The sequence below is a fragment of the Pseudoxanthomonas sp. USHLN014 genome (genome assembly GCF_037153335.1).
GTDB classification, from domain to species: domain Bacteria; phylum Pseudomonadota; class Gammaproteobacteria; order Xanthomonadales; family Xanthomonadaceae; genus Pseudoxanthomonas_A; species Pseudoxanthomonas_A winnipegensis.
Window position 1 is genome coordinate 1 of the sequence record NZ_JBBCKO010000001.1, and the last position, 25,013, is coordinate 25,013.

24 protein-coding genes and 1 tRNA gene are annotated in these 25,013 nt (G+C 69.4%); 9 read left to right on the forward strand and 16 right to left on the reverse strand.

The annotated features are described in order from the left end of the window. Positions 1 to 15: 15 nt before the first annotated feature. Positions 16 to 100 (reverse strand) — tRNA-Leu (locus WFQ05_RS00005). A 215-nt stretch (positions 101 to 315) separates the two neighbouring features. On the opposite strand from WFQ05_RS00005, the gene rnr reads away from it, so the two are divergent. The 4 genes from rnr to WFQ05_RS00025 all read left to right on the forward strand — a co-directional run bounded on the left by rnr (position 316) and on the right by WFQ05_RS00025 (position 7,132). Continuing rightward, positions 316 to 2,739 carry a ribonuclease R gene (gene rnr, locus WFQ05_RS00010; RefSeq protein ID WP_337052121.1) on the forward strand — a complete coding sequence of 808 codons (2,424 nt, stop codon included), beginning with the start codon at positions 316 to 318 and terminating at the stop codon, positions 2,737 to 2,739. Positions 2,740 to 2,754: 15 nt separating this feature from the next. Beyond that, positions 2,755 to 3,204 (forward strand): GFA family protein, encoded by a 450-nt coding sequence (locus WFQ05_RS00015; protein ID WP_286577235.1) that lies wholly within the window; start codon positions 2,755 to 2,757, stop codon positions 3,202 to 3,204. 142 nt (positions 3,205 to 3,346) lie between these two features. Next, complete coding sequence (rlmB, locus tag WFQ05_RS00020; protein WP_130529409.1) at positions 3,347 to 4,093, forward strand: 23S rRNA (guanosine(2251)-2'-O)-methyltransferase RlmB; 747 nt, start codon at positions 3,347 to 3,349, stop codon at positions 4,091 to 4,093. 36 nt (positions 4,094 to 4,129) lie between these two features. Beyond that, entirely contained in the window at positions 4,130 to 7,132 is a 3,003-nt protein-coding gene (locus WFQ05_RS00025) for a diguanylate cyclase (RefSeq protein ID WP_337052125.1), read from the forward strand. Positions 7,133 to 7,310: 178 nt separating this feature from the next. Here the strand turns inward: WFQ05_RS00025 and WFQ05_RS00030 are convergent, their stop codons facing one another. Both WFQ05_RS00030 and WFQ05_RS00035 read right to left on the reverse strand, forming a co-directional pair. Continuing rightward, on the reverse strand, positions 7,311 to 7,817 hold the full coding sequence (locus WFQ05_RS00030; protein WP_337052126.1) for an O-acetyl-ADP-ribose deacetylase: 507 nt from the start codon (positions 7,815 to 7,817) through the stop codon (positions 7,311 to 7,313). A gap of 47 nt (positions 7,818 to 7,864) precedes the next feature. After that, complete coding sequence (locus WFQ05_RS00035; protein WP_337052127.1) at positions 7,865 to 8,407, reverse strand: XRE family transcriptional regulator; 543 nt, start codon at positions 8,405 to 8,407, stop codon at positions 7,865 to 7,867. A gap of 99 nt (positions 8,408 to 8,506) precedes the next feature. Between WFQ05_RS00035 and rhtA the strand changes: the two genes are divergently transcribed. Then, a complete protein-coding gene (gene rhtA, locus WFQ05_RS00040) occupies positions 8,507 to 9,397 on the forward strand; it encodes a threonine/homoserine exporter RhtA (protein ID WP_130529417.1) in 891 nt (296 codons plus the stop codon). Between the two features lie 4 nt (positions 9,398 to 9,401). Here the strand turns inward: rhtA and WFQ05_RS00045 are convergent, their stop codons facing one another. The 9 genes from WFQ05_RS00045 to pstS (WFQ05_RS00085) all read right to left on the reverse strand — a co-directional run bounded on the left by WFQ05_RS00045 (position 9,402) and on the right by pstS (WFQ05_RS00085) (position 17,512). Continuing rightward, on the reverse strand, positions 9,402 to 9,743 hold the full coding sequence (locus WFQ05_RS00045) for a hypothetical protein (protein WP_337052128.1): 342 nt from the start codon (positions 9,741 to 9,743) through the stop codon (positions 9,402 to 9,404). Further along, on the reverse strand, positions 9,743 to 10,402 hold the full coding sequence (rnt, locus tag WFQ05_RS00050) for a ribonuclease T (protein WP_130519161.1): 660 nt from the start codon (positions 10,400 to 10,402) through the stop codon (positions 9,743 to 9,745). The genes WFQ05_RS00045 and rnt overlap by 1 nt, the downstream gene beginning before the upstream one ends. 117 nt (positions 10,403 to 10,519) lie before the next feature. Next, complete coding sequence (locus tag WFQ05_RS00055) at positions 10,520 to 10,840, reverse strand: RcnB family protein (protein ID WP_337052132.1); 321 nt, start codon at positions 10,838 to 10,840, stop codon at positions 10,520 to 10,522. Positions 10,841 to 10,942: 102 nt separating this feature from the next. Further along, entirely contained in the window at positions 10,943 to 11,674 is a 732-nt protein-coding gene (gene phoU, locus WFQ05_RS00060) for a phosphate signaling complex protein PhoU (RefSeq protein WP_130519159.1), read from the reverse strand. A 138-nt stretch (positions 11,675 to 11,812) separates the two neighbouring features. Next, positions 11,813 to 12,643: a phosphate ABC transporter ATP-binding protein PstB gene (pstB, locus tag WFQ05_RS00065; protein ID WP_130523633.1), complete on the reverse strand. Its 831-nt coding sequence runs from the start codon at positions 12,641 to 12,643 to the stop codon at positions 11,813 to 11,815. 19 nt (positions 12,644 to 12,662) lie between these two features. Then, a complete protein-coding gene (pstA, locus tag WFQ05_RS00070; RefSeq protein ID WP_337052136.1) occupies positions 12,663 to 13,514 on the reverse strand; it encodes a phosphate ABC transporter permease PstA in 852 nt (283 codons plus the stop codon). Beyond that, positions 13,514 to 14,482, reverse strand: coding sequence for a phosphate ABC transporter permease subunit PstC (gene pstC, locus WFQ05_RS00075; protein ID WP_130519153.1), 969 nt, complete (start codon positions 14,480 to 14,482; stop codon positions 13,514 to 13,516). The genes pstA and pstC overlap by 1 nt, the downstream gene beginning before the upstream one ends. A gap of 361 nt (positions 14,483 to 14,843) precedes the next feature. Continuing rightward, complete coding sequence (gene pstS, locus WFQ05_RS00080) at positions 14,844 to 15,944, reverse strand: phosphate ABC transporter substrate-binding protein PstS (protein ID WP_337052137.1); 1,101 nt, start codon at positions 15,942 to 15,944, stop codon at positions 14,844 to 14,846. A gap of 539 nt (positions 15,945 to 16,483) precedes the next feature. Beyond that, positions 16,484 to 17,512 (reverse strand): phosphate ABC transporter substrate-binding protein PstS, encoded by a 1,029-nt coding sequence (gene pstS, locus WFQ05_RS00085; protein ID WP_235871707.1) that lies wholly within the window; start codon positions 17,510 to 17,512, stop codon positions 16,484 to 16,486. Positions 17,513 to 17,768: 256 nt separating this feature from the next. On the opposite strand from pstS (WFQ05_RS00085), the gene WFQ05_RS00090 reads away from it, so the two are divergent. After that, positions 17,769 to 19,058, forward strand: a complete 1,290-nt coding sequence (locus WFQ05_RS00090) for a porin (RefSeq protein WP_337052138.1) — start codon at positions 17,769 to 17,771, stop codon at positions 19,056 to 19,058. Positions 19,059 to 19,712: 654 nt separating this feature from the next. On the opposite strand, the gene nth is transcribed toward WFQ05_RS00090, so the two are convergent. From nth to WFQ05_RS00105, 3 genes are read right to left on the reverse strand one after another with little or no spacing between them, the layout of a single operon-like run. Continuing rightward, positions 19,713 to 20,390 (reverse strand): endonuclease III, encoded by a 678-nt coding sequence (gene nth / locus WFQ05_RS00095; RefSeq protein ID WP_337052139.1) that lies wholly within the window; start codon positions 20,388 to 20,390, stop codon positions 19,713 to 19,715. Beyond that, a complete protein-coding gene (locus WFQ05_RS00100) occupies positions 20,387 to 20,752 on the reverse strand; it encodes a hypothetical protein (RefSeq protein ID WP_337052141.1) in 366 nt (121 codons plus the stop codon). The genes nth and WFQ05_RS00100 overlap by 4 nt, the downstream gene beginning before the upstream one ends. Beyond that, positions 20,752 to 21,534, reverse strand: a complete 783-nt coding sequence (locus WFQ05_RS00105; RefSeq protein ID WP_337052142.1) for an enoyl-CoA hydratase-related protein — start codon at positions 21,532 to 21,534, stop codon at positions 20,752 to 20,754. The genes WFQ05_RS00100 and WFQ05_RS00105 overlap by 1 nt, the downstream gene beginning before the upstream one ends. A 175-nt stretch (positions 21,535 to 21,709) precedes the next feature. Here WFQ05_RS00105 and WFQ05_RS00110 point away from each other — a divergent pair, with 175 nt between their 5' ends. The 3 genes from WFQ05_RS00110 (at position 21,710) to WFQ05_RS00120 (ending at position 24,187) form a co-directional block, all read left to right on the forward strand. After that, positions 21,710 to 22,438: an FKBP-type peptidyl-prolyl cis-trans isomerase N-terminal domain-containing protein gene (locus WFQ05_RS00110; RefSeq protein WP_130519139.1), complete on the forward strand. Its 729-nt coding sequence runs from the start codon at positions 21,710 to 21,712 to the stop codon at positions 22,436 to 22,438. Between the two features lie 97 nt (positions 22,439 to 22,535). After that, positions 22,536 to 23,336, forward strand: coding sequence for a CoA pyrophosphatase (locus WFQ05_RS00115; protein ID WP_337052143.1), 801 nt, complete (start codon positions 22,536 to 22,538; stop codon positions 23,334 to 23,336). Then, entirely contained in the window at positions 23,333 to 24,187 is an 855-nt protein-coding gene (locus WFQ05_RS00120) for a rhodanese-like domain-containing protein (RefSeq protein WP_337052144.1), read from the forward strand. Before WFQ05_RS00115 ends, WFQ05_RS00120 begins: the two co-directional genes overlap by 4 nt. On the opposite strand, the gene WFQ05_RS00125 is transcribed toward WFQ05_RS00120, so the two are convergent. Next, on the reverse strand, positions 24,162 to 24,953 hold the full coding sequence (locus WFQ05_RS00125; protein WP_337052146.1) for an enoyl-CoA hydratase/isomerase family protein: 792 nt from the start codon (positions 24,951 to 24,953) through the stop codon (positions 24,162 to 24,164). The two genes, WFQ05_RS00120 and WFQ05_RS00125, sit on opposite strands and share 26 nt — an antisense overlap. Positions 24,954 to 25,013: the final 60 nt, after the last annotated feature.

Below are 25,013 nucleotides of genomic sequence, written 5' to 3' on the forward strand. Positions count from 1 at the left end.
GGCCTGCCGATCCGTTGGTGCCCAGGAGAGGACTCGAACCTCCACGGTTTTACCCGCTAGTACCTGAAACTAGTGCGTCTACCAATTCCGCCACCTGGGCAACGGGGCGCGTATGGTGCGGTGAACGGCGAGGATTGTCAACGCGGCAGGCGTGCCGGGCCAGGAAGCGCGGGCCTTGGGGTGTACCATGCGCGCATGACCAAAAAAACTGGATCGGGCGGACGCAACCCCCCATCGGGCAAGGCTTCGCCTTCCAAATCACGCAATGCCGCCGGCGGCGGAAAGAAGCCCGCCGGCAAGTCGCTCCCCCCCTGGATGCCGCAACTGCCCGACGCGCCCGCCCCGGCGCGCCCTGGCAAGAGTGCGTCCGGCGGGCGCCGCGGCGGCGATGACCGGCCGCGCGACGCGGGGCCGCGTCCGTTCGAACGCCGCCCGCGCGGTCCGCGCGTGGTGGTGCCCGCGCAGGGCGCGGGCCACGCCGGCTTCGTCGACCCCCATGCCGCCCGCGAGGCCGAGCGCTACGCCCAGCCCATCGCCAGCCGCGAAGTGATCCTGGGCACGCTGGCCGCCAGCGAAGGCCCGCTCACCGCCGAGGAAGTGGCGGCCAAGCTCGACCTGACCGCGCCGGACCGCTTCGAGGCATTGAGCAAGCGCCTCAATGCGATGGTCCGCGACGGCCAGCTGCTGCTCAACCGCCGCGGCGGCTATGCGCCGGCCGAGCAGATGGACTTGGTGCCGGGCGTGGTGATCGCCAACCCGGAAGGCTTCGGCTTCCTGCGGCCCGAGGCGGGCGGCGACGACCTGTTCCTGCCGCCGTTCGAGATGCGCAAGGTCATGCACGGCGACCGCGTGCTGGCCAGCGTCACCGGCATGGACCGGCGCGGCCGCCGCGAGGGCGCGATCGTGGAAGTGCTCGAGCGCCGCGTGCACCGGCTGATCGGCCGTTTCGCGATCGAGGCGGGCGTGAGCTTCGTGGTGCCCGACGACAAGCGCATGCAGCGCAACGTGATGATCCCGCCCGACGCGCGCGGCGAAGCGCGCGACGGCCAGCTGGTCGTGTGCGAGCTGACCCATGCGCCGGACGGGCGCCGCGAGCCGATCGGCAAGATCATCGCCGTGCTCGGCGACAAGCTCACCCCCTCGCTGGTGGTGGAGACCGCCATCCACGGTCACGAGCTGCCCTACGAGTTCCCGCAGGCCGTGCTGGACGAGGCCGCCGCGGTGCCGCTGAAGGTCGAGCCGTCGATGATCGGCGGACGCGTGGACCTGCGCGACATGCCGCTGGTGACCATCGACGGCGCCGACGCCAAGGACTTCGACGACGCGGTCTACTGCGAGTCCAACCGCAAGGGCCTGCGCATCAGCAACCGCTCCGGCTACCGGTTGGTGGTGGCCATCGCCGACGTGTCGCACTACGTGCGCCCGGGCACCCCGCTGGACGAGGAGGCGCAGCTGCGCGCGACCTCGGTGTACTTCCCCGGCTTCGTGGTGCCGATGCTGCCGGAGACCCTGTCCAACGGCATCTGCTCGCTCAATCCCAACGTGGACCGCATGTGCTTCGTGTGCGACATGCAGGTCAACAAGAACGGCGAGGTCACCGAGTCGAAGTTCTACGAGGCGGTGATGCGCTCGCATGCGCGCCTGACCTACGACCAGGTGTGGAAGGCGGTGGGCGAGGACGACGCCGAGGCGCAGGCCCAGATCGGCCCGGCCATCCTGCCGCACGTGCGGCGCCTGCACGCCCTGTACGGCCTGCTGGCCAAGGCGCGGCAGAAGCGCGGCGCGATCGAGTTCGAGACCAGCGAGGTGCGCTTCGTCCTGGACAACAAGGGCGAGGTCACCCAAGCCGGCATGCAGGTGCGCAACGACGCGCACAAGCTGATCGAGGAATGCATGATCGCGGCCAACGTGCAGGCCGCGCGCTATCTGCTGGCCAAGGGCGTGCCGGCGCCGTACCGCGTGCACGAGCGTCCGCCGGAATCCAAGTACGCCGACCTGCTGGAGTTCCTCAAGGAATTCAAGCTGTCCATGCCGCCGTGGAGCAAGGTCGAGCCGCGCGATTTCACCGCGCTGCTGCACAAGATCCGCCAGCGCCCGGACGTGGCCCTGCTGGAGTCGGTGGTGCTGCGCAGCCAGAGCCTGGCGGTGTACACGCCGGACAACGCTGGCCACTTCGGCCTGGCGCTGGACGCCTATGCGCACTTCACCTCGCCGATCCGCCGCTACCCGGACCTGCTGGTCCACCGCGCGATCAAGCACGCCCTCAGCGGCAAGCCGGTGGAGAAGTTCCAGTACAGCCCGCGCGAAATGGCCGCGCTGTCGCTGCAGTGCTCCGAGCGTGCGCGCCGTGCCGACGAGGCCGAGCGCGAGGTCGACGAGCGCTACCGCGCCGCGTGGATGGAGCAGCATGTCGGCGGCATCTTCGACGGGGTGATCAGCGGGGTGACCAGCTTCGGGCTGTTCGTCGAGCTCAACCAGTCCAAGGTCAACGGCCTGGTCCACGTGACCCAGCTGCCGCACGACTATTACCACTTCGACCCGATCCGCAAGACGCTCTCCGGCGAGCGCCGCGGCCTGGAGTTCCGCCTGGGCGACGCGGTCCAGGTGCAGGTCATGAAGGCCAGCATGGAGGAGCGCAAGATCGACTTCCGGCTGGTCGAGCAGCGCCAGGACGGGGCCGCCGCGGACGAGCAGCCGCCGCAGGCGTTCCCGGCCAAGCGCAAGAAGCAGAAGTACTGAGCGAGGCGGCGGACGATGGGCGAGTACAGCGGCGGGTGTCAGTGCGGGGCGGTGCGCTTTCGCGTCAGCGGGACGCTGGACGACGCCTCGATCTGCCACTGCCGCATGTGCCAGAAGGCCTTCGGCGCGTACTACGCGCCGCTGGTGTCCACCCGCGGCGCCACCCTGGAGTGGACGCGCGGCCAGCCCACGCGCTTTGCCTCCTCCAACCTGGTGGAGCGCGGCTTCTGCAACCAGTGCGGCACCCCGCTGACCTACGAGGCGCCAGATGGCGTGGCGCTGGCGGCCGGCGCGTTCGACACCCCGGCGCTGTTTCCCCCGCACATCCAGTACGGCGTGGAGGGTCGGCTGCCGTTCACCGACACGCTGGCGGCGCTGCCGACGCGCCGCACCGAGCAGGACAGCGCCGCGCTGGAATTCCTCTCCCGCATCGTTTCCTTCCAGCATCCCGACCGCGACACCTGACGAGGCGGAATCGTCTTCTGGATTCGGGAACAATCGCGCGGTGCCGACGGTCCGTCCTCGGTGGCGCCACGATCTTCCGCCCGCCCAGGTTCCACGCCCCGCCTTCCCCTTCAAGAAAGCCGATTTCCCAAGACTTTCCCTCATGAGCAAACAGAACCAATGGATCGTCGGCGTCAACGCCGTCGCCTCCGCGATCGACAACGATGCCGACCACGTGCGTGAAGTCCTGATCGACGGCAGCAGCAAGAACGCGCGCCTGACCGAGATCGAGGAGAACGCGCGCCGCAAGGGCATCGACGTGCGCCGCGTCACCACCCAGGCGCTGGACGGCGTCGGCGGCCAAGTACGCCACCAGGGCGTGGCCGCGCGTTACGCCGCCGCGCGCACCTGGGACGAGGGCGAGCTGGCCGGCCTGATCGAAGGCGCGCAGGGCCGCGCGCTGCTGCTGGTGCTCGACGGCGTGCAGGACCCGCACAACCTCGGCGCCTGCCTGCGCAGCGCCGCGGCCGCCGGCGTCACCGCGGTGGTCATCCCCAAGGACAAGTCGGTGGGCCTGAACGCCACCGTGCGCAAGACCTCGGCCGGCGCCGCCGACCGCATCCCGGTGATCGCCGTGACCAACCTGGCGCGCACCCTGCGCGAGATCCAGAAGGCCGGCGTGTGGATCTACGGCCTGGCCGGCGAGGCGGACAACTCGCTCTACGCCCTGGACCTCACCGGCAACATCGCCCTGGTTCTGGGCGGCGAGGGCGATGGCATGCGCCGGCTCACGCGCGAGCACTGCGACGGGCTGGTCAAGATCCCGATGCCGGGCGATATCGAAAGCCTCAACGTCTCGGTCGCCACCGGGGTGACCCTGTTCGAGGCCGTGCGCCAGCGCGGCCTCTGAGGCGGGCGAAGGGGGCCACGTGCGGCAGGGGGCGGCATGACGCGGACGCATCGGCATCGCGCTGCATGGCGACGGGCGTGGGCGCTGCTGTGGCTGTGCGTGTTGCTGACGCCGGCCGCGTCGGCCCTGGCCACCGCCTCCCTGTCGCCGGCGCCGCCGCTGCGCGACTACGCCATCGACCTGTGGACCTCGCGCGAGGGCCTGCCGCACAACTCGATCCGCGACATCGCCCAGACCCCGGACGGCTATCTGTGGTTCGGCACCTGGGAAGGGCTGACGCGCTACAACGGCCTGGACTTCACCACCTTCGACCGCGGCACCCGGCCGGCGCTGGCCGACAACGGCATCGGCGCGCTTTACGTCTCGCCGGACGGCGCGCTGTGGCTGAGCGATTCGCGCGGCAACATCAGCCGCTACGGCACCGATGGCACGTTCAAGATCTGGCCACGGCCGGCCGATGCGCCGGCCGTGCTGCTGCCGGCGATGACCATGGACCGCCACGGCCGGCTGTGGATGCTGTTCGAGGGCCGGGGCCTGGCCTGCCTGGAGCCGGACGGCCGCTACCGCTACGAGACGCCGGGGCCGGATTCGCCGCTGCGCACGGCCTATGCGCACCTGGCCGTCGATGCGCAGGATCGCGTCCTGGTCGGCAGCACCGAGGGCCTGCTGCGGCGCGATGACGACGGCACCCTGCACAACGTCTCCCAGGAGGCCGGCCTGCCGCCCGGCGCCGCCTGGCCCTACCTGGCGCCGGACGGCGCGCTGTGGGTGGTGGCGCAGGACCATCTGTACCGCATGGAGGGCCAGGGACTGGTGCTGCGCCATGTGCTGCCCAAGGTCGGGCGCCCCAGTTCGATGCTGCAGGACCGGCGCGGCGAGCTGTGGATCGGCACCGAAGGCGGCGAGGTGCTGCGCATCGGGCGCAACGGCGTGGAGACGCTGACCTCGGCCTGGCCGCTGCCCGGGGGGCGGATCACCGCGCTGAAGGAAGACGCCGAGGGCAGCCTGTGGATCGGCGCCAACGGCGGCCTGTTCCGCCTGCACGAGACGCTGTTCTCCAACATCACCAAGCGCCACGGCCTGGACTCGGACTACGTGCGCGCGCTGCTGGAGGCGCCCGATGGCGCGATGTGGGTAGGCCATCCGCTGGGCCTGCAGCGGATCAGCGCCGACCGCCACGTCACGCCCGTGGCCCTGCCCACGCAGACCGGCAAGCCGCCCTCGGTGCTGAGTCTGGCGCGCCAGCGCGACGGCACGCTGTGGGTGGGCACAGCCAGCGACGGCGTGTATCGCGTGCCGCTCCACGGCGCGGTCACCCGCTACGGGACCGAGCAGGGCGTGCCGCAGGGCACCGTGCGCGCGATCAGCGTGGGCCCGGACGATGTGGTGTGGCTGGCCACCCAGCGCGGCCTGGCCTATATCGACGGCGCACGCGCGGTGCGGCCGCAGGTGCCCGGCCTGCCCAGCGGCCTGATCACCTCGGTCTATAGCGAGCCCGGCGCGGTCTGGATCGGCACCCTGGAAGGCGCGCTGGTGCTGCGCGGCACCCAGGTGCAGCCCCTGCCGCTGGAAGGCCTGGGCGGGGCGCGCACGGTGTTCGGCTTCATCCGCCTGGGCGATGCGGTATGGATCACCACCGATCGTGGCCTGTACCGCGTGCGCGGCGGCAAGCTGGCGCGCGTGGGCCGCGAGCAGGGCATGCCGGTGGACACGGTGTTCGAGCTGCGGCCCGACCAGGCCGGCCACCTGTGGATCACCAGCAACCGCGGCGTGCTGTACACCGACCTGGCCAGCCTGGACCGCGTAGCCGATGGCCTGCAGCCACGGGTGGTGCTGACCAGCTTCAACGAGATGGACGGCATGGCCAATTCGCAGGCCAACGGCAGCTCGGGGCCGACCGCCGTGGTGCGCGGTGACGGCACGGTGTGGATCGCCACGGCCGGCGGGGTGACCATCGTCGATCCGGCGCGCATGCAGTGGTTCCGCGATCGGCCCGCGCCGCCGGTGGTGATCGACGAGGTGCAGCGCGACGGCGCGCCGCTGGCCTGGCGCACCGAGCAGCCGCTGCGCCTCAACGGCGACCAGCGCCTGACGGTCAGCTATGTCGGCCTGAGCTATCTGCTGCCCGAGCGCACCGAGTACCGCACCAGGCTCGACGGCCTGGACGGCGACTGGGTGCGGCGCGGACATCAGCGCAGCATCGAACTGGCGCGCCTGCCTCCCGGCGACTACACCTTGCGCGTGTCCGCCGCGCATCCGGACGGGGCGTGGAGCGCGCGGCAGGCGGTGCTGCACTTCACCGTCGAGCCCTTCGTGTGGCAGCGCCACGGCGTGCAGTTCGGCGCGATCGCGCTGCTGGTGCTGGTGCTGTTCGGCCTGTACCGGTATCGCGTGCACTGGTATCGCCACCGCACCGAGCGCTTGGCCGGGCTGGTCGATGCGCGCACCCGCGACCTGCAGGCCCAGGCGCAGCGCCTGCGCCTGGCCGACCAGGAGAAGACCGACCTGCTGGAGCAGCTGCGTGCGCAGGCCGAGGCCTTCGAACGTCAGGCGCGCGAGGACGTGCTGACCGGCCTGCCCAATCGTCGCGCGTTCGAGGAGCGGCTGGCGCAGGAGATGGCCCGGGCCCGGCGCAGCGGCCAGCCGCTGTGCCTGGCGATGCTCGACGTGGACCACTTCAAGCGGGTCAACGACCAGTACTCGCATACCGTCGGCGATGCGGTCCTGCGCGAGGTCGGCCAGGTGCTGGCCGCGCAGCAGCGCGAGGCCGACATGGCCGCGCGCAGCGGCGGCGAGGAGTTCTGCCTGCTGTTCACCGACACCACGCTGGAACAGGCCGCGCTGGCCTGCGAGCGGCTGCGCGCGCTGTTCCATGCGCGCCGCGACTGGGGCGGAATCGCCGGCCTGGCCATCACCTTCAGCGCCGGGCTGGTGGTGCTGGAGCCCGGGGATGCCGCGCCGGCCTCGCTCTATCAGCGCGCCGATCGCTTGATGTATCGCGCCAAGCGCAATGGGCGCGACCGGATCGAGCACGATTGAGCGCTTGGGGGTGTGGGGTTTGGGTTGAGGGCGACCTTGCGAGCGTCCTTCGTTCCCGCGGAAGCGGGAACACCGCGACTTTGATTCCTTGCGCGAACGTCCATGGATTCCCGCTTTCGCGGGAATGGCGATGGGTGGTGTGTTGCGGGCCTAGCGCTGGTCGCCGCAAGGACCATCGCTAGCGCAGCAGCGCTTCGTACAGCGCCAGGTCTTCCTGCGAGAAGCAGCAGAACAGCACCTCGCGCAGACTCGGATACGCGACAGCCTCGGCGCGCACGGTCTCCACGGCGACCCTGGCCGCAGGCGCCGGCGGAAAGCCGTAGATGCCGGTGCTGATGCAGGGAAAGGCGAGGCTGGCCACGCCGCGTTCGCCGGCCAGGCGCAGGCTGTTGCGGTAGCAGTCGGCCAGCAGCGCCGCCTCGCCATGCTCGCCTCCGCGCCAGACCGGCCCGACGGTGTGGATCACGTAGCGCGCCGGCAGGCGATAGCCGGCGGTGATGCGCGCCTGCCCGGTCTGGCAGCCACCGAGCAGCCGGCACGCGGCCACCAGCTCCGGGCCGGCGGCGCGATGGATGGCGCCATCGACGCCGCCACCGCCGAGCAGGCTGCTGTTGGCGGCATTGACGATGGCATCGACCTGAAGCGTGGTGATGTCGGCGCGGAGGGCACGGAGTTCAGGAGGCATGGGAGCAGCCTGCGACGGCGCGCGTGGCCTGGGTGCGAAGAAGGGGGTCAATACACGACATTGCGCACCAGTCGCAGCGGCGCGTCGCCATCGTTGCGGTAGGCGTAGTCGCCGGCATCGCTGGCGAACACCATGTGTTCTCCCGCGGCGAACTGGCGCATGCCGTGGATGCTCTCCAACGTCAGCGTGCCTTCGATCACCAGCAGCAGCTCGCGCCAGCCGGCCGGATCGGCCTGCGAGGCATAGCGCTCGCCCGGCATCAGCGTCCACTGCCACAGTTCGACCTGATGGCCCGCCGGCACGCTGGACAGCATCACGCCGCGCGAGGCGGGGTCGCGTCCGCGCCAGGCCAGCGCATCCACGCGCGTCGGGTCGTCGATCGCCGCGGACTTGAGCAGGTCGGCGAACTGCACGCCCAGCGCCGCGGCCAAGCGGTCCAGGGTGTTGAGGCTGACGTTGGCGTCGCCCGATTCGATCGCCACCAGCATCCGCCGGCTAACCTGGGCGGCCTCGGCCAGCGCCTGCTGGCTCAGGCCGGCCTGCTGGCGCAGGCGGCGCAGATTGCCCGCCACGTGTTCGAGCACGCTCATCGCGCCTCCGTCCGGTTGCGCACTATATTGCGCGTCATTAGACTGACCATCCTGCGCAATATAGTGCGCAGCCTCGCACTCATCCACTGCAGGCTCTTCGTGTCCGCCTCGTCCCCCTCGCTGAAGTCCTCGGTGCTGTTCCCGGTGCTGCTGTTGCTGGCCTCGATGGTGTCCATCCAGGCCGGCGCGAGCCTGGCCAAGACGCTGTTCCCGGTGGTCGGCGCCACCGGCGCGACCGCGCTGCGGCTCGGCTTCGGCACGGTGCTGCTGTGGATCGCCTTCCGCCCCTGGACGCTGCCCTGGCGCGCGCTGCCGTGGAAGATGCTGATCGGTTACGGCGTGTCGCTGGGCACGATGAATACCTTGTTCTATCTCGCCCTGCAGACCGTGCCGCTGGGCCTGGCGGTGGCGCTGGAGTTCACCGGACCGCTGGCGCTGGCGCTGCTGGGCTCGCGCCGCGCCCTGGATCTGGTGTGGGCGCTGCTGGCGGCGCTCGGCCTGGTGCTGCTGGTGCCGTGGCCGGGTCGCGACGCCGCGCTGGATCCGTTCGGCGTGGCCTGCGCGGTCGGTGCCGGCGTGTGCTGGGCGCTGTACATCGTCTTCGGGCAGAAGGCCGGCGCCGGGCATGGCCCGCGCATGGTCGCGCTGGGCTCGTCCATCGCCGCGATGGTGGCCGTGCCCTGGGGCGTGATTCACGCCGGCAGCGCGCTGCTGGCGCCGGCGCTGCTGCCGGCGGCGCTGGGCGTGGCGGTGCTGTCGATGGCGCTGCCGTACTCGCTGGAGATGATGGCGCTCACCCGCCTGCCCACGCGCACCTTCGGCATGCTGATGAGCCTGGAGCCGGCCATCGGCGCCCTGTGCGGACTGGCGTTCCTGCACGAGCGCCTGTCGGGCCTGCAGTGGCTGGCGATCGCCGCGGTGATCGTGGCCTCGGCCGGCGCCACGCTGGGTGCCCGGACTCCGCCGCCGGCGGCGCCGCTGCCGGACTAGGCGCTCAGGCGCGCCGCCGCCGGATCTGTTGCGCCAGCTCCCAGGCGCGGCCGCGCAAGTCGTCCAACCGCTCGTTGAGTTCGGCGTAGCCCGGTTTCCAGGCGAAGCGTCCGTCCTGGTACGACTGGCCGAGGATCAGGTCGTTGAACGATCCCATGCCGCCGTAGGCGCCGAGCAGGTCGTCCGCGCCGCGATCATCGCCTTGCGCCAGGCGGGACTTCGCGCGCCGCATCCACGCGCTCCAGTGGGTATCGCCGTCCTGTTCGAGCACCTGGATCAATGCGTCCAGCACATCGATGAGCGGCTGCAGCGAGGCGTCAGCCGGCGGCGGGACTTCGCGCGTCATTATTCGGACGCGGCCTGCATTCGCGGCCACTGGTTGGCGATGTTGCAGAACAGCCGCGCGGTCTGCTCGACGTCGTAGACGGCCGAATGCGCCTCGTCGGCGTTCCAGTGCATGCCGGCCGCCTGCACCGCACGCGCCAGCACCGTCTGCCCGTAGGCCAGCCCGCCCAGGGTGACCGTGTCGAACACGCTGAAGGGGTGGAACGGATTGCGCTTGTGCTGGGTGCGCGCCACCGCGGCATTGAGGAAGTGCAGGTCGAAATGCGCGTTGTGCCCGACCAGGATCGCGCGCTGGCAGTTGTGCTTCTTCACCGCAGCCCGTACCGGCGCGAAGATGTGGTCCAGCGCTTCCTTCTCGGGCTTGGCCAGGCGGAAGGGATGGTCGAGCACGATGCCGGTGACCTCCAGCGACTTGGGGTCGATCTCCAGCCCCGGCGCCGGCTCCAGGTGCACGCAGGCGGTGTCGCCCAGCACGAAGCGGCCGGCCTCATCCAGGTCCAGGGGCACGGCGGCGATCTCCAGCAGCGCGTGGCGGTTCCAGTCGAAGCCGCCGGTCTCCACGTCCACCACCACCGGCAGGAAGCCGCGGAAACGGCGTGCCATCGGGGTGAAGGGCGGGGCGGTGGGATTCGGCGATAGCGGGGTGGGGGCGTCGTGCATCGCGAAAGCCTAGCAGACAGGCCTCGCGCGTCCGCCCGCGCAAGGCGCTCGCGACCATGGAAAAGGGACGCGTCGTTGCCGGCGCGTCCCTTTCGATCGCCGCATGACGCCAGTGGGTCAGTGACTGGCCGCGATCACGCTGGTGATGATGCCAGTGGCCACGGCCACCAGTACATAGTCGTTGTCGACGCGGCGCCACTGGTGACCGCGCGGCGGCGGAGGCAGGTGGTGAATGCGATAGTCGCGGACGTAGACGCCGCGGTGATCGTGGCCCAGATGCTCGCCACGGCTCCAGTGATGCGGGGCATCGTGATGGCGCGCCGGCGGCGGCGGACCGCGACGGTCGTCATGGCGGTCGTCATGATGCTGCGGAGCGGCCATTGCGGCGCCGCTCGCCGCCAGCGACAGGGCCAGGAAGAGGGTGGAAAAGCGTTTCATGGCGTTCTCCTTTGCAGGGGGCCCGATCTCCGGGCTCGCGTGCAGCCTGCGCTGGCGAATATGAATACGCTAAAAATTTTCGTTACATCCGGCACTCAGGAGTCAGGATTGCGAAAGCCCGCCTGACGGGATATTGGTGGTCGAGGTCTCGTCGCGCTTGTCGCGCGGCGGCAGCGGATGATCGCCCTGCACCAGGAACCACACGTTCTCGGCGATGTTGGTGGCGTGGTCGCCGATGCGCTCGAGGTTCTTGGCCATGAACAGCAGATGCGTGCACGGGGTGATGTTGCGCGCGTCTTCCATCATGTAGGTCAGCAGCTCGCGGAACAGCGAGGTATACATCGCGTCCAGCTCGGCGTCGCGGTCGCGCACTTCCAGCGCTAGCTGCGCGTCCTGGTCGCGGTAGGCGGCCATGGCGTCGCGCACCAGCTCGGCGGCCAGCTGGCCCAGCGAGCGCAGGCCCGTGGCGTGCGGCACCGGCGGCAGCATGTTCAGCGCCATCGAGCGCTTGGCCACGTTGGAGGCGTAGTCGCCGATGCGCTCGATGTCGTTGGGGATGCGCAGCGCGGCGAGGATCACGCGCAGATCGCGCGCCATCGGCCCGCGCAGGGCCAGCTGCATCACGTCGTGGCTGACCTTGTCCTCCAGCGTGTCGATGGCCTCGTCGTTGGCGATGATGCGTTCGGCGGCGCGGTCGTCGCGGCGCTCGACCACGTCCAGCGCCGCTTCCAGCTGGGCCACGGCGATCTCGCCCATGTGCAGGATCTCGGCCGCGATGCGGCGCTGCTCCTCGTCGTAGCTCTTGACGATGTGGTCGTGCGGGAAGTTGTTCATGGGCGCGGGAAATGAGTGGAGAGGAATGTGGAGCTTCAGGCGGGAAGCGAACGGAGAGGCGTGAGGCGCGAGCGGTGAGGCGTGGAAGAAAGGATCTTGCTGTTTCTCATTCCTCGCTCCTGTTCGCCCCTCAACCCCTCATCCGAACCTGCCGGTGATGTAGTCCTCGGTCTGCTGCTTGGACGGACGCGAGAAGATGATCGAGGTGGCGTCATGTTCGATCAGATCGCCCAGATACATGAAGGCGGTGTAGTCGCTCACGCGCGCGGCCTGCTGCATGTTGTGGGTGACGATGGCGATGGTGTAGTCCTGCTTGAGCTCCTCGACCAGCTGCTCGATGCGGCTGGTGGAGATCGGATCCAGCGCCGAGGTCGGCTCGTCCAGCAGCAGCACGCTGGGACGCAGCGCCACGGCGCGGGCGATGCACAGGCGCTGCTGCTGGCCGCCGGACAGGCCGAGCGCGCTCTGGCCGAGCTTGTCCTTCACCTCGTCCCACAGCGCGCCCTGGCGCAGGGCCTGCTCGACGCGGTCGTTCATGTCGGCCTTGGACAGTTTCTCGTGGTGGCGGATGCCGTAGGCCACGTTCTCGAAGATGGTCATCGGGAACGGCACCGGCTTCTGGAACACCATGCCGACCTTGCTGCGCAGGCGGTTCATCGGGTACTTGGGCGAGAGGATGTCCTCGCCGTCCAGCAGCACCTCGCCGGTGGCGCGCAGCTTGGGGTAGAGCGCGTAGATGCGGTTGAAGATGCGCAGCAGCGTGGACTTGCCGCAGCCCGACGGGCCGATCAGCGCGGTCACGCGCTTCTCCGGGATCTGCAGGTTGATGCCCTTCAGCGCATGGAAGTTGCCGTAATAGAAGTCCAGGCCGCGGGCCTCGAGCTTGACCTCGGCCGGCGGCAGCGCGCCGCGGTCGGTGGTGACCGGGGTCAGGCGCGGGGAGGGCGTGGCGTGCTGCACATCATTCATGGTGGGATCCATCGAGAGATCAGTCATTGGAGATCCGGTTGCGCAGCAGGAAGAAGCGCGCGCCGAGGCTGACAAGCAGCACGAACACCGTCAGGACCAGTGCGCCGGCCCAGGCCAGGGTCTGCCAGGTTTCGTAGGGGCTGCCGGCGAACTGGTTCATCACCACCGGCACCGAGGCCATCGGGCGGAAGATGTTGGTGCTCCAGAACTGGTTGCCGAAGGCGGTGAACAGCAGCGGCGCGGTCTCGCCGGAGATGCGCGCCAGCGCCAGCAGGATGCCGGTGACGATGCCGGCCGAGGCGCTGCGGTAGAGCACCTGCATGATCACCTTCCACTGCGGGATGCCCAACGACAGCGCGGCCTCGCGCATCTGCGCCGGCACCAGGCGCAGCATCTCGTCGGTGGTGCGCACCACCACCGGCAGCACGATGAAGGCCAGCGAGATCGCGCCGGCCAGCGCCGAGAAGCCGATCACCGACACCACCATCGCGTACACGAACAGGCCCAGCACGATCGACGGCGCCGACAGCAGGATGTCGTTGACGAAGCGCACGACCGTGCCGGCCTTGCGCGCATTGCCGTATTCGGCCAGCCAGGTGCCGGCCAGCACGCCCAGCGGCGCGCCGATCGCGATCGCCAGCACGCACATCACCGCGCTGCCGAAGAAGGCGTTGCGCAGGCCGCCTTCCTGCATCGGCGGCGGCGTGTTCTGGGTGAACAGGTCCAGGTTGACCCCGGCGATGCCCTTGGCCACCAGCGTCCACAGGATCCAGGCCAGGAAGGCCAGGCCGAACAGCGCGGTGATGCAGGAGACGAAGATCGTCACCGCGTTGACCACGCGGCGACGGGCATAGATGGCGGCGCTGGACATCAGTTGCCCTCCCGGCGGGCCAGCTGCATCAGCATGAAGCGCGCGACGGCCAGCACCGCGAAGGTCACGATGAACAGGATGAAGCCCAGCAGCAGCAGCGCCGAGCGATAGGTCTCGGTGGCCTCACCGAAGTCGTTGGCGATCAGCGCGGCGATGGTGGTGCCCGGCATCAGCAGCGAGGCCGACAGGCTCACGCTGTTACCGACCACGAAGGCCACGGCCATGGTCTCGCCCAGCGCACGGCCCAACCCCAGGAAGATGCCGCCGATCACCGCCGAGCGGGTATAGGGCAGCACGATGTCCCAGCTCACCTCCCACTTGGTCGCGCCCAGCGCGTAGGCCGATTCCTTCAGCCGCGTGGGCACGGTCAGGAAGACCTCGCGCATCACCGAGGAGATGAAGGGGATGACCATGATCGCCAGCACGAAGCCGGCGGTCAGGATGCCGATGCCCAGCGGCGGCCCCTGGAACAGCGCGCCGATCACCGGCAGCGTGCCGAGGGTGTCGTTGAGCCAGGGCGTGACGTATTCGGTCATCACCGGCACCAGCACGAACAGGCCCCACATGCCGTAGATGATCGAAGGGATGCCGGCCAGCAGCTCGATGGCCGTGCCGATCGGCCCGCGCAGCCAGCGCGGCGCCACTTCGGTCAGGAAGAAGGCGATGCCGAAGCTCACCGGCACGGCGATCAGCATGGCAATGACCGCGGTGACCAGCGTGCCGTAGATCGGCGCCAGCGCGCCGTACTTGTTCTCCACCGGATTCCAGTCGGTGGAGGTGATGAAGTGCCAGCCCTGGTCGAGCAGCACGTGGCGGCCGCCCCAGAGCATGGACAGGGCGGCGCTGGCCAGCGCGACCAGCACGAAGACCACCGTGCCGACCAGCACCCAGCGGAACAGGCGATCGGCCCGCGCGTCGCGCGCATCGCGCGAGTTGCTGTCGGGAAGGGGGAGCGTTGCTGCGTTCATGCAGGATGAGGGCTCGGATGGGGGCGGGAGACGCGACGCGGCGTGTCGCCGCGAAAGCGTGAACGCACAATCTTTCAGTTCGTCATTGCCGCGGAGGGTCAAGTGATCTTTCAACTCGTCATTGCCGCGGAAGCGCAAAGCAATCTTTCAACTCGTCATTCCCGCGAAGGCGGGCAAGCCATCTCTCAGTTCGTCATTCCCGCGAACGCGGGAATCCAGGGACTTTGCTTTGGCTTTGAGGCGGGTGGAGCAAGATCAACAGCAACGTCCCTGGATCCCCGCTTTCGCGGAGATGGAGGCGGCATGCCGCCTCCGGCAGCGGCAAAGGCGGCCGGGCCTATGGCCCAGCCGCGCCATTGCGTCACTTGAACTCCGCCGCCCAGTACGCCTCGATCTGCTGCACCAGCGGCGCCGGGAGCGGCACGTAGTGCAGGTCCGCCGCCTGTGCCTGCCCGTGCTCGAAGGCCCACCTGAAGAACGCCAGCGTCTCGGCATTGCGCTTGGCATCGGCCGACTGCTTGTGCATCAGCATGAAGTTGGTGGCCGTGATCGGCCACGCCTTCTCGCCCGGCGCATTGGTGATCACCAGGTTGAAGTCCTTGGCATTGGCCCAGTCGGCGCTCTCGGCCGCGGCGGCGAAGGAGGCCGCATCCGGCTGCACCCACTGGCCGGCCGCGTTCTGCATGGCGGTGTAGGGCATGTTGCTCTGCAGGGCATAGGCCAGCTCGACGTAGCCGATCGAGTTCTTGATCTGCTTCACGTACGAGGCCACGCCCTCGTTGCCCTTGCCGCCCACGCCGTCGGGCCACTGCACCGAGGTGCCTTCGCCGACCTTGGACTTCCACTCCGGGCTGACCTTGGACAGGTAGTTGGTGAAGTTGAAGCTGGTGCCCGAACCGTCGGAGCGGTGCACCAGGTTGATCTTCGCGTCGGGCAGCTTCAGGTCGGGGTTGGCGGCCTGGAGCGCCGGGTCGTTCCACTTGGCGATCTTGCCCAGGAAGATGTTGGCCAGCAGTTCGCCGGTCAGGCGCAGCTTGCCGGCGTCCACGCCGTCCAGGTTGACCACCGGCACCACCCCTCCAATCGCCGAGGGGAACTGGCCCAGGCCGGACTGCGCCAGCTCTTCGCTGGACAGCGGCTTGTCCGACGAGCCGAAGTCCACGGTCTTGGCCTTGATCTGGGCAATGCCGCCGCCGGAGCCGATCGACTGGTAGTTCACCTGGTTGCCGGTGGCCGCGGCGTAGTCGGCCGACCACTTGGACACCAGCGGATAGATGAAGGACGCGCCGGCGCCGGAGATCTGCGCGGCATTGGGGTTCTTGGCGGCCGCGGCCGGCTGGGTGGCGCCGTCGGCGGCCGGCGTGGCGGCGGTGTTGGCCTGGTCGGCGGGCTTGCTGCAGGCGGCGACGGCCAGGGCAACGGACAGGGACAGCAGGGCCGCACGGGCCGGCTTGAAACGCATGGACAACTCCAGGGAAGCGAAGAGGGCGCAGACGAGCATCCGGCCTGCTTGGCGCTATTGGATGATGCTTTTGTTACAAGGTCATGACGCCGTGATCGGGGCACGTTTTCCGGCTTCGGAGGGGCAGCGGTCCGGCGGCCGGGAGCCGCTGATCCCTCGATCGGGGCATCCTGCCCCGACTCGGGCGCTCGGCGTCCTGCCTCGCTCGGCGCGGCCCCCGCCCGCCGGACCGCTGCCGCGCGCGTTAGGTCACAGGGCTTCGGTTTGCGGGCGCTCGAACCCTTCCTCGCGCACAACGCGATCAGTGACGGGAAGGGATCGACTTGAGGCCCCCTCCCTTGCGCGAAGCGCAGGGGAGGGATGGGGAGGGGTTGGGGCTTTCCCGGGCAAGCCACAGAAGCAAGAGCAAAAGCACCCCACCCCCTCAGTCGCTAGTTCGCGACTTCGGGCTCTCCCTTCCTGCACTCGGCAAAAAAAACGCGGCCCACAAAGGGCCGCGTCATCGAACGTCATGCGGCCGCAGGAGGCCGCGCGCCCGCTCAGTACTTCAGGTTGGTCGACCAGTAGGTCTGGATCTGCTGCACCAGCGCGTCGGGCAGCGGCACGTAGTCCAGCGCCTTGGCCTGGGCGTCGCCGGAGGCGTAGACCCACTTGAAGAAGTCCTTGGCGCCCTTGGCGCTGGCGGTGCTCTTGGGCGACTTGCGCATCAGGATGAAGTTGGTGGCGGTGATCGGCCACGCATCGGCGCCCGGCGCGTTGGTGATGACCAGGTTGAAGTCCTTGGACTTGGCCCAGTCGGCGCTGGAGGCGGCGGCCGAGAAGGTCTCATCGCTGGGCAGCACGAACTTGCCGGCCGAGTTGCGCATCGAGGCATAGGCCAGCTTGTTCTGCAGCGCATAGGCGTATTCGACGTAGCCCACGCCGCCCTTGATCTGCTTGACGTAGGCGGCCACGCCCTCGTTGCCCTTGCCGCCGATGCCGGCCGGCCACTGCACGGTGGTGCCTTCGCCGATCTTGGACTTCCACTCCGGGCTGACCTTGGACAGGTAGTTGGTGAAGTTGAAGCTGGTGCCCGAACCGTCGGAGCGATGGACGATGGTGATCTTCTGGTCGGGCAGGGCCAGGCCCGGGTTCAGCGCGGCGATGGCCGGGTCGTTCCACTTGGCGATCTTGCCCAGGAAGATGTTGGCCAGGGTGGCGCCGTCCAGCTTCAGTGCGCCCGGGGCGACGCCGGCCACGTTGAACACCGGCACCACGCCGCCGATCACCGACGGGAACTGCACCAGACCCGAGGCCGACAGCTCGGCCGAATCCAGCGGCTTGTCCGAGGAGCCGAAGTCCACCGTATTGGCCTTGATCTGGGCGATGCCGCCGCCCGAACCGATGGACTGATAGTTGACTTTGTTGCCGGTGGCGGTGGCGTAGTCGGCCGACCACTTGGTCACCACCGGATAGATGAAGGACGCGCCGGCGCCGGTGATGTCCGCCGCCGAAGCCGGGTTGGCGGACAGCGCCAGGGTGGCGACGACAGCACCCGCGAGCACGCGGATCTTGGAAAGGTGGGTCACGAAAGAAGCTCCTGACGGGTGGTGCACCGGCGGCATTGCCGGCGATGGGCGCCATTGCAGGACGATTCGATGATGCTTTGAAGAAATATTCGTGACACCCGGATGACATGCCCGCCGTGACGGGGTTCCGGATCGGCTGTCTTGCGAATGTCATCAAAGTGACCCGTGAGCGTCACGGGCTTAGCGGAATCTTCACGCCGTCGCCCCGGGGGAGCACCAGGGGCACAGCCCTCGCATCCACCACCCGGAGAGAACCATGCGTTCCCATATCCTTGCCGTGGCCGTCGTCGCCGGCCTCGGCCTGGCGTCGAGCCCCTACGCCCACGCCCAGTCGAGCAAGAAGGCCAAGCCCGTCGCCGCGACCTCCTCGACCGCGACCGAGATCGAGGCGCTGAAGGCGCAGCTGGCCGCGATGCAGTCGCAGATCCAGCAGCTGCAGACCCAGGTCGCCCAGCAGGAAGCCCAGTCCGACGCGCAGTCCGAGGTCAACGTCGTCCAGGCGCAGGCCATCGAGGCCTCGGCCGCCACCACCACCAAGGTGGACGGCCTGTCCAAGCTGGTCAACGACAACAAGATCGGCGGCCGCATCTTCTTCGACCTGACCAGCGTCGATCAGAAGAGCAACGGCGTGAAGACCAACTCGACCGGCACCGGCTTCGACGTCAAGCGCTTCTACCTGACCTTCGACCACAAGTTCAACGACATCTGGTCGGCCAACATCACCACCGACGCGCAGTACTTCTCGGTGACCCCGGGCGCGGGCAGCGCCAACGGCGACGGCAAGCGCGCCGACAGCGTCGAGGTCTTCATCAAGAAGGCCTATGTGCAGGGCAAGTTCGACGACGCCTTCACCGTGCGCGTCGGTGCGGCCGACATGCCGTGGGTGCCGTTCGTGGAGAAGTACTACGGCTACCGCTACGTCGAGAACACGTTGATCGACCGCCTGTCCTACGGCACCTCGGCCGACTGGGGCGTGCACGCCTTCGGCGACCTGGGCGCCGGCTTCAACTACGCCACCTCGGTGGTCAGCGGCGGCGGCTACCGCAATCCGGGCCGCAGCAAGGGCATGGACTGGGAAGGCCGCCTGGGCTTCGCGCCGACGCCGGAAACGATCATCGCCATCGGTGGCTACACCGGCGAGCGCGCCAAGGAAACCCAGAACTTCGACCCGCCGCAGACCGCCAAGCGCTTCGACGCGATGGCCGCCTACGCCGGCTCCAAGTTCCGCGCCGGCGTGGAGTACTTCCAGGCCAAGAACTGGGCCGTCACCAACACGGTCGAGGACAAGGCCGATGGCTACTCGGGCTGGGCCAACGTGGCGCTGACCGATGGCGGCATCAATCTGTTCGCCCGTTACGACAAGGCCAAGCTGAGCAAGGACGTCGATCCGAACCTGGAAGAGACCTACTACAACCTCGGCGTCGAGTTCCCGGTGACCAAGGGCTTCAAGCTGGCCACCGTCTACAAGAACACGCACCGCGACAACGACCGCAACATCGACACCAAGACCAGCGAGTTCGGCGTGTGGGGCGACGTGTCGTTCTGATCGACTTCCCCTCGATCGACGTCATCCGGCGGCGGAGCGAAGGCTCCGCCGCTTTTTTTGTTTCTACGGAAATGCATGGGCTCGGTGGGCGCCACTTCGGCCACCAGCCTCGACCCAGCCGGGCACGTCTCCTCGGCTCGGTTATTTCTCCATTGCTTGCGATTGAACGGGAAGGGCCTGACCAGGCCTCGTGCTTCGGTGGGAGCCGCCATGGCGGCGATGAGGCTTTACCGGCAAAACCCCGTCGCCGCCATTGACCAAAAAGGCCACAAGGGCGGCTCCCACCTGTAGAGCGGAGCTTGCTCCGCTGCTCTTCGTTCAGTCCGTGGGAAAGGCCCCAGCGGAGCAAGCTCCGCTCTACACATAGGCCGTTGCGAGATTTGAGGAGACAGTCGCTCCCACAGGGAGTGAGCCTGTGCTCCGCGAGAGGAAAGATCAGGAGTTCTTCGAACCGAAGCCTGCGTACTCAAAGCGCGCGGCAGCGGGCCGCCGGACCGCTGCCCTTCCGAAGTCCGAACGCGCAGGCGTCGCACTCCCGAGCCAGGTCTCGGGTTCGAGTCCCGTCCAGTCCGCCAGTTGCAAAGAACCTCTTCGAGAGAGAGCAAAGAGGAGTGCATGAGAGCGGCAGATCGGCCGCTCTCTTTGTCCCACCACTCACTCCTGCCGCTCAACCGTCTTGTCCGGAAACCGGCACAGGTCCCGGATCACGCATTGCGGGCAGTCCGGCTTGCGCGCCTTGCACACGTAGCGGCCGTGCAGGATCAGCCAGTGGTGCGCGTTGTAGAGATACTGCGGCGGGATCACCTTGACCAGTCGGTCCTCGACTTCGCGCACGTTGCTGCCCGGCGCCAGACCGGTGCGGTTGGCGACGCGGAAGATATGTGTGTCCACCGCCATCGTCGATTCGCCGAACGCCGTGTTGAGCACCACGTTGGCCGTCTTGCGGCCCACGCCCGGCAGCGCCTCCAGCGCCTCGCGCTGGCGCGGCACCTGCCCCTCGTATTGCTCGACCAGGATCCGGCAGGTGGCGATGACGTTCTTGGCCTTGGCGTTGAACAGACCGATGGTGGAGATGTAGCGCTTCAGGCCGTCCTCGCCCAGCGCGAGGATCGCCTGCGGCGTGTTGGCCACCGGGTAGAGCCGGCGCGTGGCCTTGTTGACGCCTACGTCGGTGGCCTGCGCCGACAGGATCACCGCGATCAGCAGCTCGAACGGCGTGGTGTATTCCAGCTCGGTGGTCGGGTTGGGATTGAGCTCGGCCAGGCGCGAGAACAGCTCGTCGATCTCCGCGCGCGTGAGCGTGCGGGAGCGGCGTGGCGAAGCGGGGCTCACGTGCGCGGCGTTCCGGCGGCGCGCGCCTTGGCCCGGGCCAGGGCGGCGGCCACGGCGGGGGGCAGGGCGGGCGCCTGCGGGCTCGGCGTGGCGGCGGGCTTGATCCGGCGCGCCTGGCGCTCGGCCGCACGCCTAGCCAGACGCGCGGCGCGTGCGCGATAGCGCTCCCTGGCCGCCCAGGCGACGTGCAGGCGCTGCCGCGCCGCGGCCACCTGCGCCAGCACGTCGGCGCAGTGCGCACAGGTCCCGGCGTCCGCAGGCACGTCCATCAGCCCGGCTTCGAGCGCCGCATCGAGCCTGTCCTCGGCCAGCAGCGCGGCCAGCGCCAGTGCCTGCGCGCAGTCGTGTCCGTCGACGCCCATCAGCGCCCCGAGAACTGCGGCTTGCGCTTCTCGACGAAGGCCGCGGTGCCCTCGCGCATGTCGGCGGTGGCGAACATCAGCCCGAACTGCGCGCCCTCGAACTGCAGGCCTTCGCCCAGCGCGCATTCGCCGCCATGGATGACCGACTCGAGGATCGCGCGCAGCGCCAGCGGCGCGGCGCTGGCCAGCTGCGCGGCCAGCGCATCCACGCGCGCATCCAGCGCATCGAGCGGCACGACCTCGTTGACGATGCCCAGCGCCAGGGCGCGCGCGGCGCTGATCGGCGCGCCCAGCAGGCACAGCTCCAGCGTGGCCGCGCGCCCGGCCAGGCGCAGCAGGCGCTGGGTGCCGCCGAAGCCGGGGATCAGGCCCAGGTTGATTTCCGGCTGGCCGACCTTGGCGGTCTCCGCGGCGATGCGCAGATGGCAGGCCATGGCCAGCTCCAGGCCGCCGCCGAGGGCGAAGCCGTTGACCCGCGCGATCACCGGCTTGGTCAGGGTCTCGATGGTGCGCATCAGGGTCTGCCCGCGCAGGCCGAAGTCGCGCCCGGCTATGGCATCCATCGTGGTCATGCCGGCGATGTCCGCACCGGCCACGAACGCCTTGGGCCCGGCGCCGGCCAGCACCACCACGCGCACGCTCGGGTCCGCGTCGGCGGCGCGGAAGGCCTCGGTCAGTGCGGCGATGGTGTCGGCGTCGAGCGCATTGAGCTTGTCGGGGCGGTTGACGGTGATGCGGCGCACCGCGCCCTCATCGGCGACCAAAACGGAGTTCTCAGCCATGCGACACGCCTTGTTCGTGAAAAATTGGTGAAGCGGGAACTTTCCCGCGGACAGGCCGGTCAATCGCGTCCATGCCTCACTGGCCGTTAAGTCCGGCGGGGGCTATCCTAGCGCGTCCATTTGGGCCGCAAGTGCTTGCTGGACCCAACCCTTGAACCCCGGAGGTTTGTAAGACATGAAGTTGCGTTTGCTTCCCGCCAGCGTGCTGGCCATGACTCTGGCCGCAGGCACCGCCGCAGCACAGACCTCGACCGCCCCGGCTTCCACGCCCGCTCCCGACCGCAATGCCCTGAGCTATGCGCTGGGCTACGACCTGGGCCGCAACCTGATCGAAAGCGGCGAGTCCGTCGATCTGGCCACCGTGCAGAAGGCCTTGAACGAAGGCTACGCCAAGAAGGAACCCTCGGTTCCGGTCGACCAGCTGCGCACCGCCGTGCAGCAGATGGAAGCGCGCCAGATGGCCAAGGCCAAGGCCGCGTTCGACCAGGCCGCCGCCGCCAACAAGACCAAGTCCGACGCCTTCCTGGCGCAGAACAAGGCCAAGGCCGGCGTGCAGTCCCTGCCGGGTGGCGTGCAGTACCGCGTGGTCGAAGCTGGCAGCGGCGCCAAGCCGACCCAGGCCAGCACCGTGACCATCCAGTACAAGGGTTCGCTGGCCGATGGCCGCACCTTCGTCGATACCTTCAGCCCGCAGCAGGGCCAGACCACCCCGCCGCCGCCGGCCAGCCTGAAGGTCAGCGAGATTCCGCTGGCGGGCCTGCGCGACGCGCTGGTGCAGATGCCGTCCGGCTCGCGCTGGGAAGTGGTGCTGCCGCCGGAGAAGGCCTACGGCAACACGCCGCAGTCGCCGATCGGCCCGAACCAGGCCGTGGTGTTCGACGTCAAGCTGGTGGGCGTCAAGTAAGCCTGCGCGCTGCCGCAGTGTGACAAGACGATGCGCCGGCCCGTCCGGCGCATCGTCGTTTCTACCGTCCCAAAACTTCGCTCCGCTTCGATCGTCCATGTCTGCCGCCTCCGCCCCCAGCCTGCTGTCGCCGTGCATCGGCGTGTGCCGCATGCGCGCCGACGGGCTGTGCGCGGGCTGCCTGCGCACGCTGGACGAAATCGCCGGCTGGGCGCGGATGGGCGATGATGCGCGTTCGACCCTGATGAGCGCGCTTCCGCTGCGTCGCATGCCTGCCGATCTTCCCGCGCTGTTGCCCGAGTACCCCCAGCTGCAGCGCGCGCTGCATCCGCTGGACGCGGTTCCTCCGGCACGCGGCTGGAACCAGACCGAAATCGACGACGTGCTGCGCACCAAGCCGCCCGCCGCCGCCGCGGTGCTGGCCGGGCTGGTGCCGCGTGCGAACGGGACGACCGTGCTGCTGACCCGCCGCCACGACGACCTGCGCCACCACGGCGGGCAGGTGAGCTTCCCGGGTGGCCGCGTGGACCCGGGCGACGCCGATGCCATCGACGCGGCCCTGCGCGAGAGCCACGAGGAAATCGCGCTCCCGCGCCACCAGGTGCAGCCGCTGGGCCTGCTCGATCCGCTGGCCACGGTCAGCGGCTTCCTGGTCACGCCGGTGGTGGCGGTGGTGGATCCGGCCTTCGTGCCCGTGCCCAATCCGGGCGAGGTCGCCGAGGTGTTCGAAGTGCCGCTGGACTATCTGATGGCGCCGGACAACCTGCGCAGCGTGGAGCTGTCGTTCAAGGGCCGCGCGCGCACCGTGCTGGAATACGACTGGGCCGCGCAGCGCATCTGGGGCGCGACCGCGGCCATCCTCTACAACCTGCGCCGACGCCTGGAGGCTGTGGCATGAACTGGACCACCCTGGTCGATCCCACCGTCCTGCTGCTGCACCTGCACGACCCGGACCTGCGCCTGGTCGATGCCCGCTTCGCGCTGTACGACCCGTCCGCCGGCCGCGCCGGCTACGCGCAATCGCATCTGCCGCACGCGGTCTTCGCCGATCTCAACGAGGACCTGTCCGACCTGTCGCGGATCGCCGAAGGGCAGGGCCGGCATCCGCTGCCGGACGAGGGCGCGTTCAAGGCCCGACTGGGGCGCTGGGGCATCGGGCCCGAGCACCAGGTGGTGGTCTACGACGCCGGCGATGGCAGCATGGCCGCCGCGCGCCTGTGGTGGCTGCTGCGCCTGCTGGGTCATGCGCGGGTGGCGGTGCTCGACGGCGGCCTGGCCGCCTGGCGTACCGCCGGCCTGCCGGAGACCGAGGCAGTGCCCGCGCCAGTGCCGCTGCCGCCGTATCCGGGCCACTTCGACCGCACGCGCATCGTCGATGCCGACCAGGTCGCCGCGCGCCGCGCCGAGGCGCCGGGCTGGCTGATCGACGCGCGCGCCTTCGAGCGCTACAGCGGCCAGCAGGAGCAGGTCGATCGCGTGGCGGGGCATGTGCCCGGTGCGGTCAATCGCCCGTTCCAGAACAACCTGGTCGATGGCCGCTTCCGCGATCCGCAGGCGCTGCGGCTGGAGCTGCTGGCCCTGCTCGGGCCGCATGCGGCGCGTGACGCGGTGCTGATGTGCGGATCGGGCGTGACCGCCTGCCATCAGCTGCTCGCGTTCGAGCACGCCGGCCTGCCCGGGCCGAAGCTCTACGCCGGCTCGTGGAGCGGCTGGATCGCCGACCCTACGCGGCCGGTGGCGACTTCCTGAGCCGAGCGGCCATCGCCTGCAGGGCGGCCTGGGTGTCCGGGCCGAACCACTGCTCGATGAACTCCTCCAGCACCACCGTCTCCAGCGCCGCGACCATGTCGGCGCGGGCGATCGCGCGGGTCCTGCGCAGCGGCGTCTGCGGCAGCCGCGCCAGCGCCTGCAGCCGCTGCACCGCGTGCTCGACCGTGGCCGCGGCATCGTCTGCGAGCGCGTCGACCAGGCCGATGCGCAGCGCGTGCTCGGCGCTGACCATCGCCCCGGGCACGACCAGCAGGCTGGTCTGGTGGGCGCCGATCGCGCGGCGCATCAGATGCTGGATCCCGTCAGGCACGGCCAGGCCGACCTGGGTCTCGTTGAGGCCGATCTGCAATGGATGCGCCGCATCGATGCTGCGGCACATCACGCGATAGTCGCTGCACAGCGCCAGCACGCAGCCGCCGGCCGGCGCATGGCCGGTCAGCGCGGTGGCCACCGGGATGGGCGCGGCGGCGATGATGCCGGCCAGGCCGAGGAAGGCCGACCACGTCGCACGCAGGGCGTCGCGGTCCTGCCCGTGCGAGATCAGATGCGGCACATCCAGTCCGCCACTGAACACCCGTTCGTTGCCCGACAGCACCACGCCGGCAACCTGGGCATCGGCGAAGCTGTCCTCGAGCGCGCGCGCCAGCGCCTGCATCAGCGCATCGTCGAGCGCGTTGACCGGCGGCCGCGCCAGGCGCAGTTCGCGCACGGCACCGTGGGACAGGACCTGGACCAGCTCGGACATCGCACGCCTCCTACCAATGCAGCGGGCCCGCATGATAGCGGGCCCGTGCGGTGAGGTATG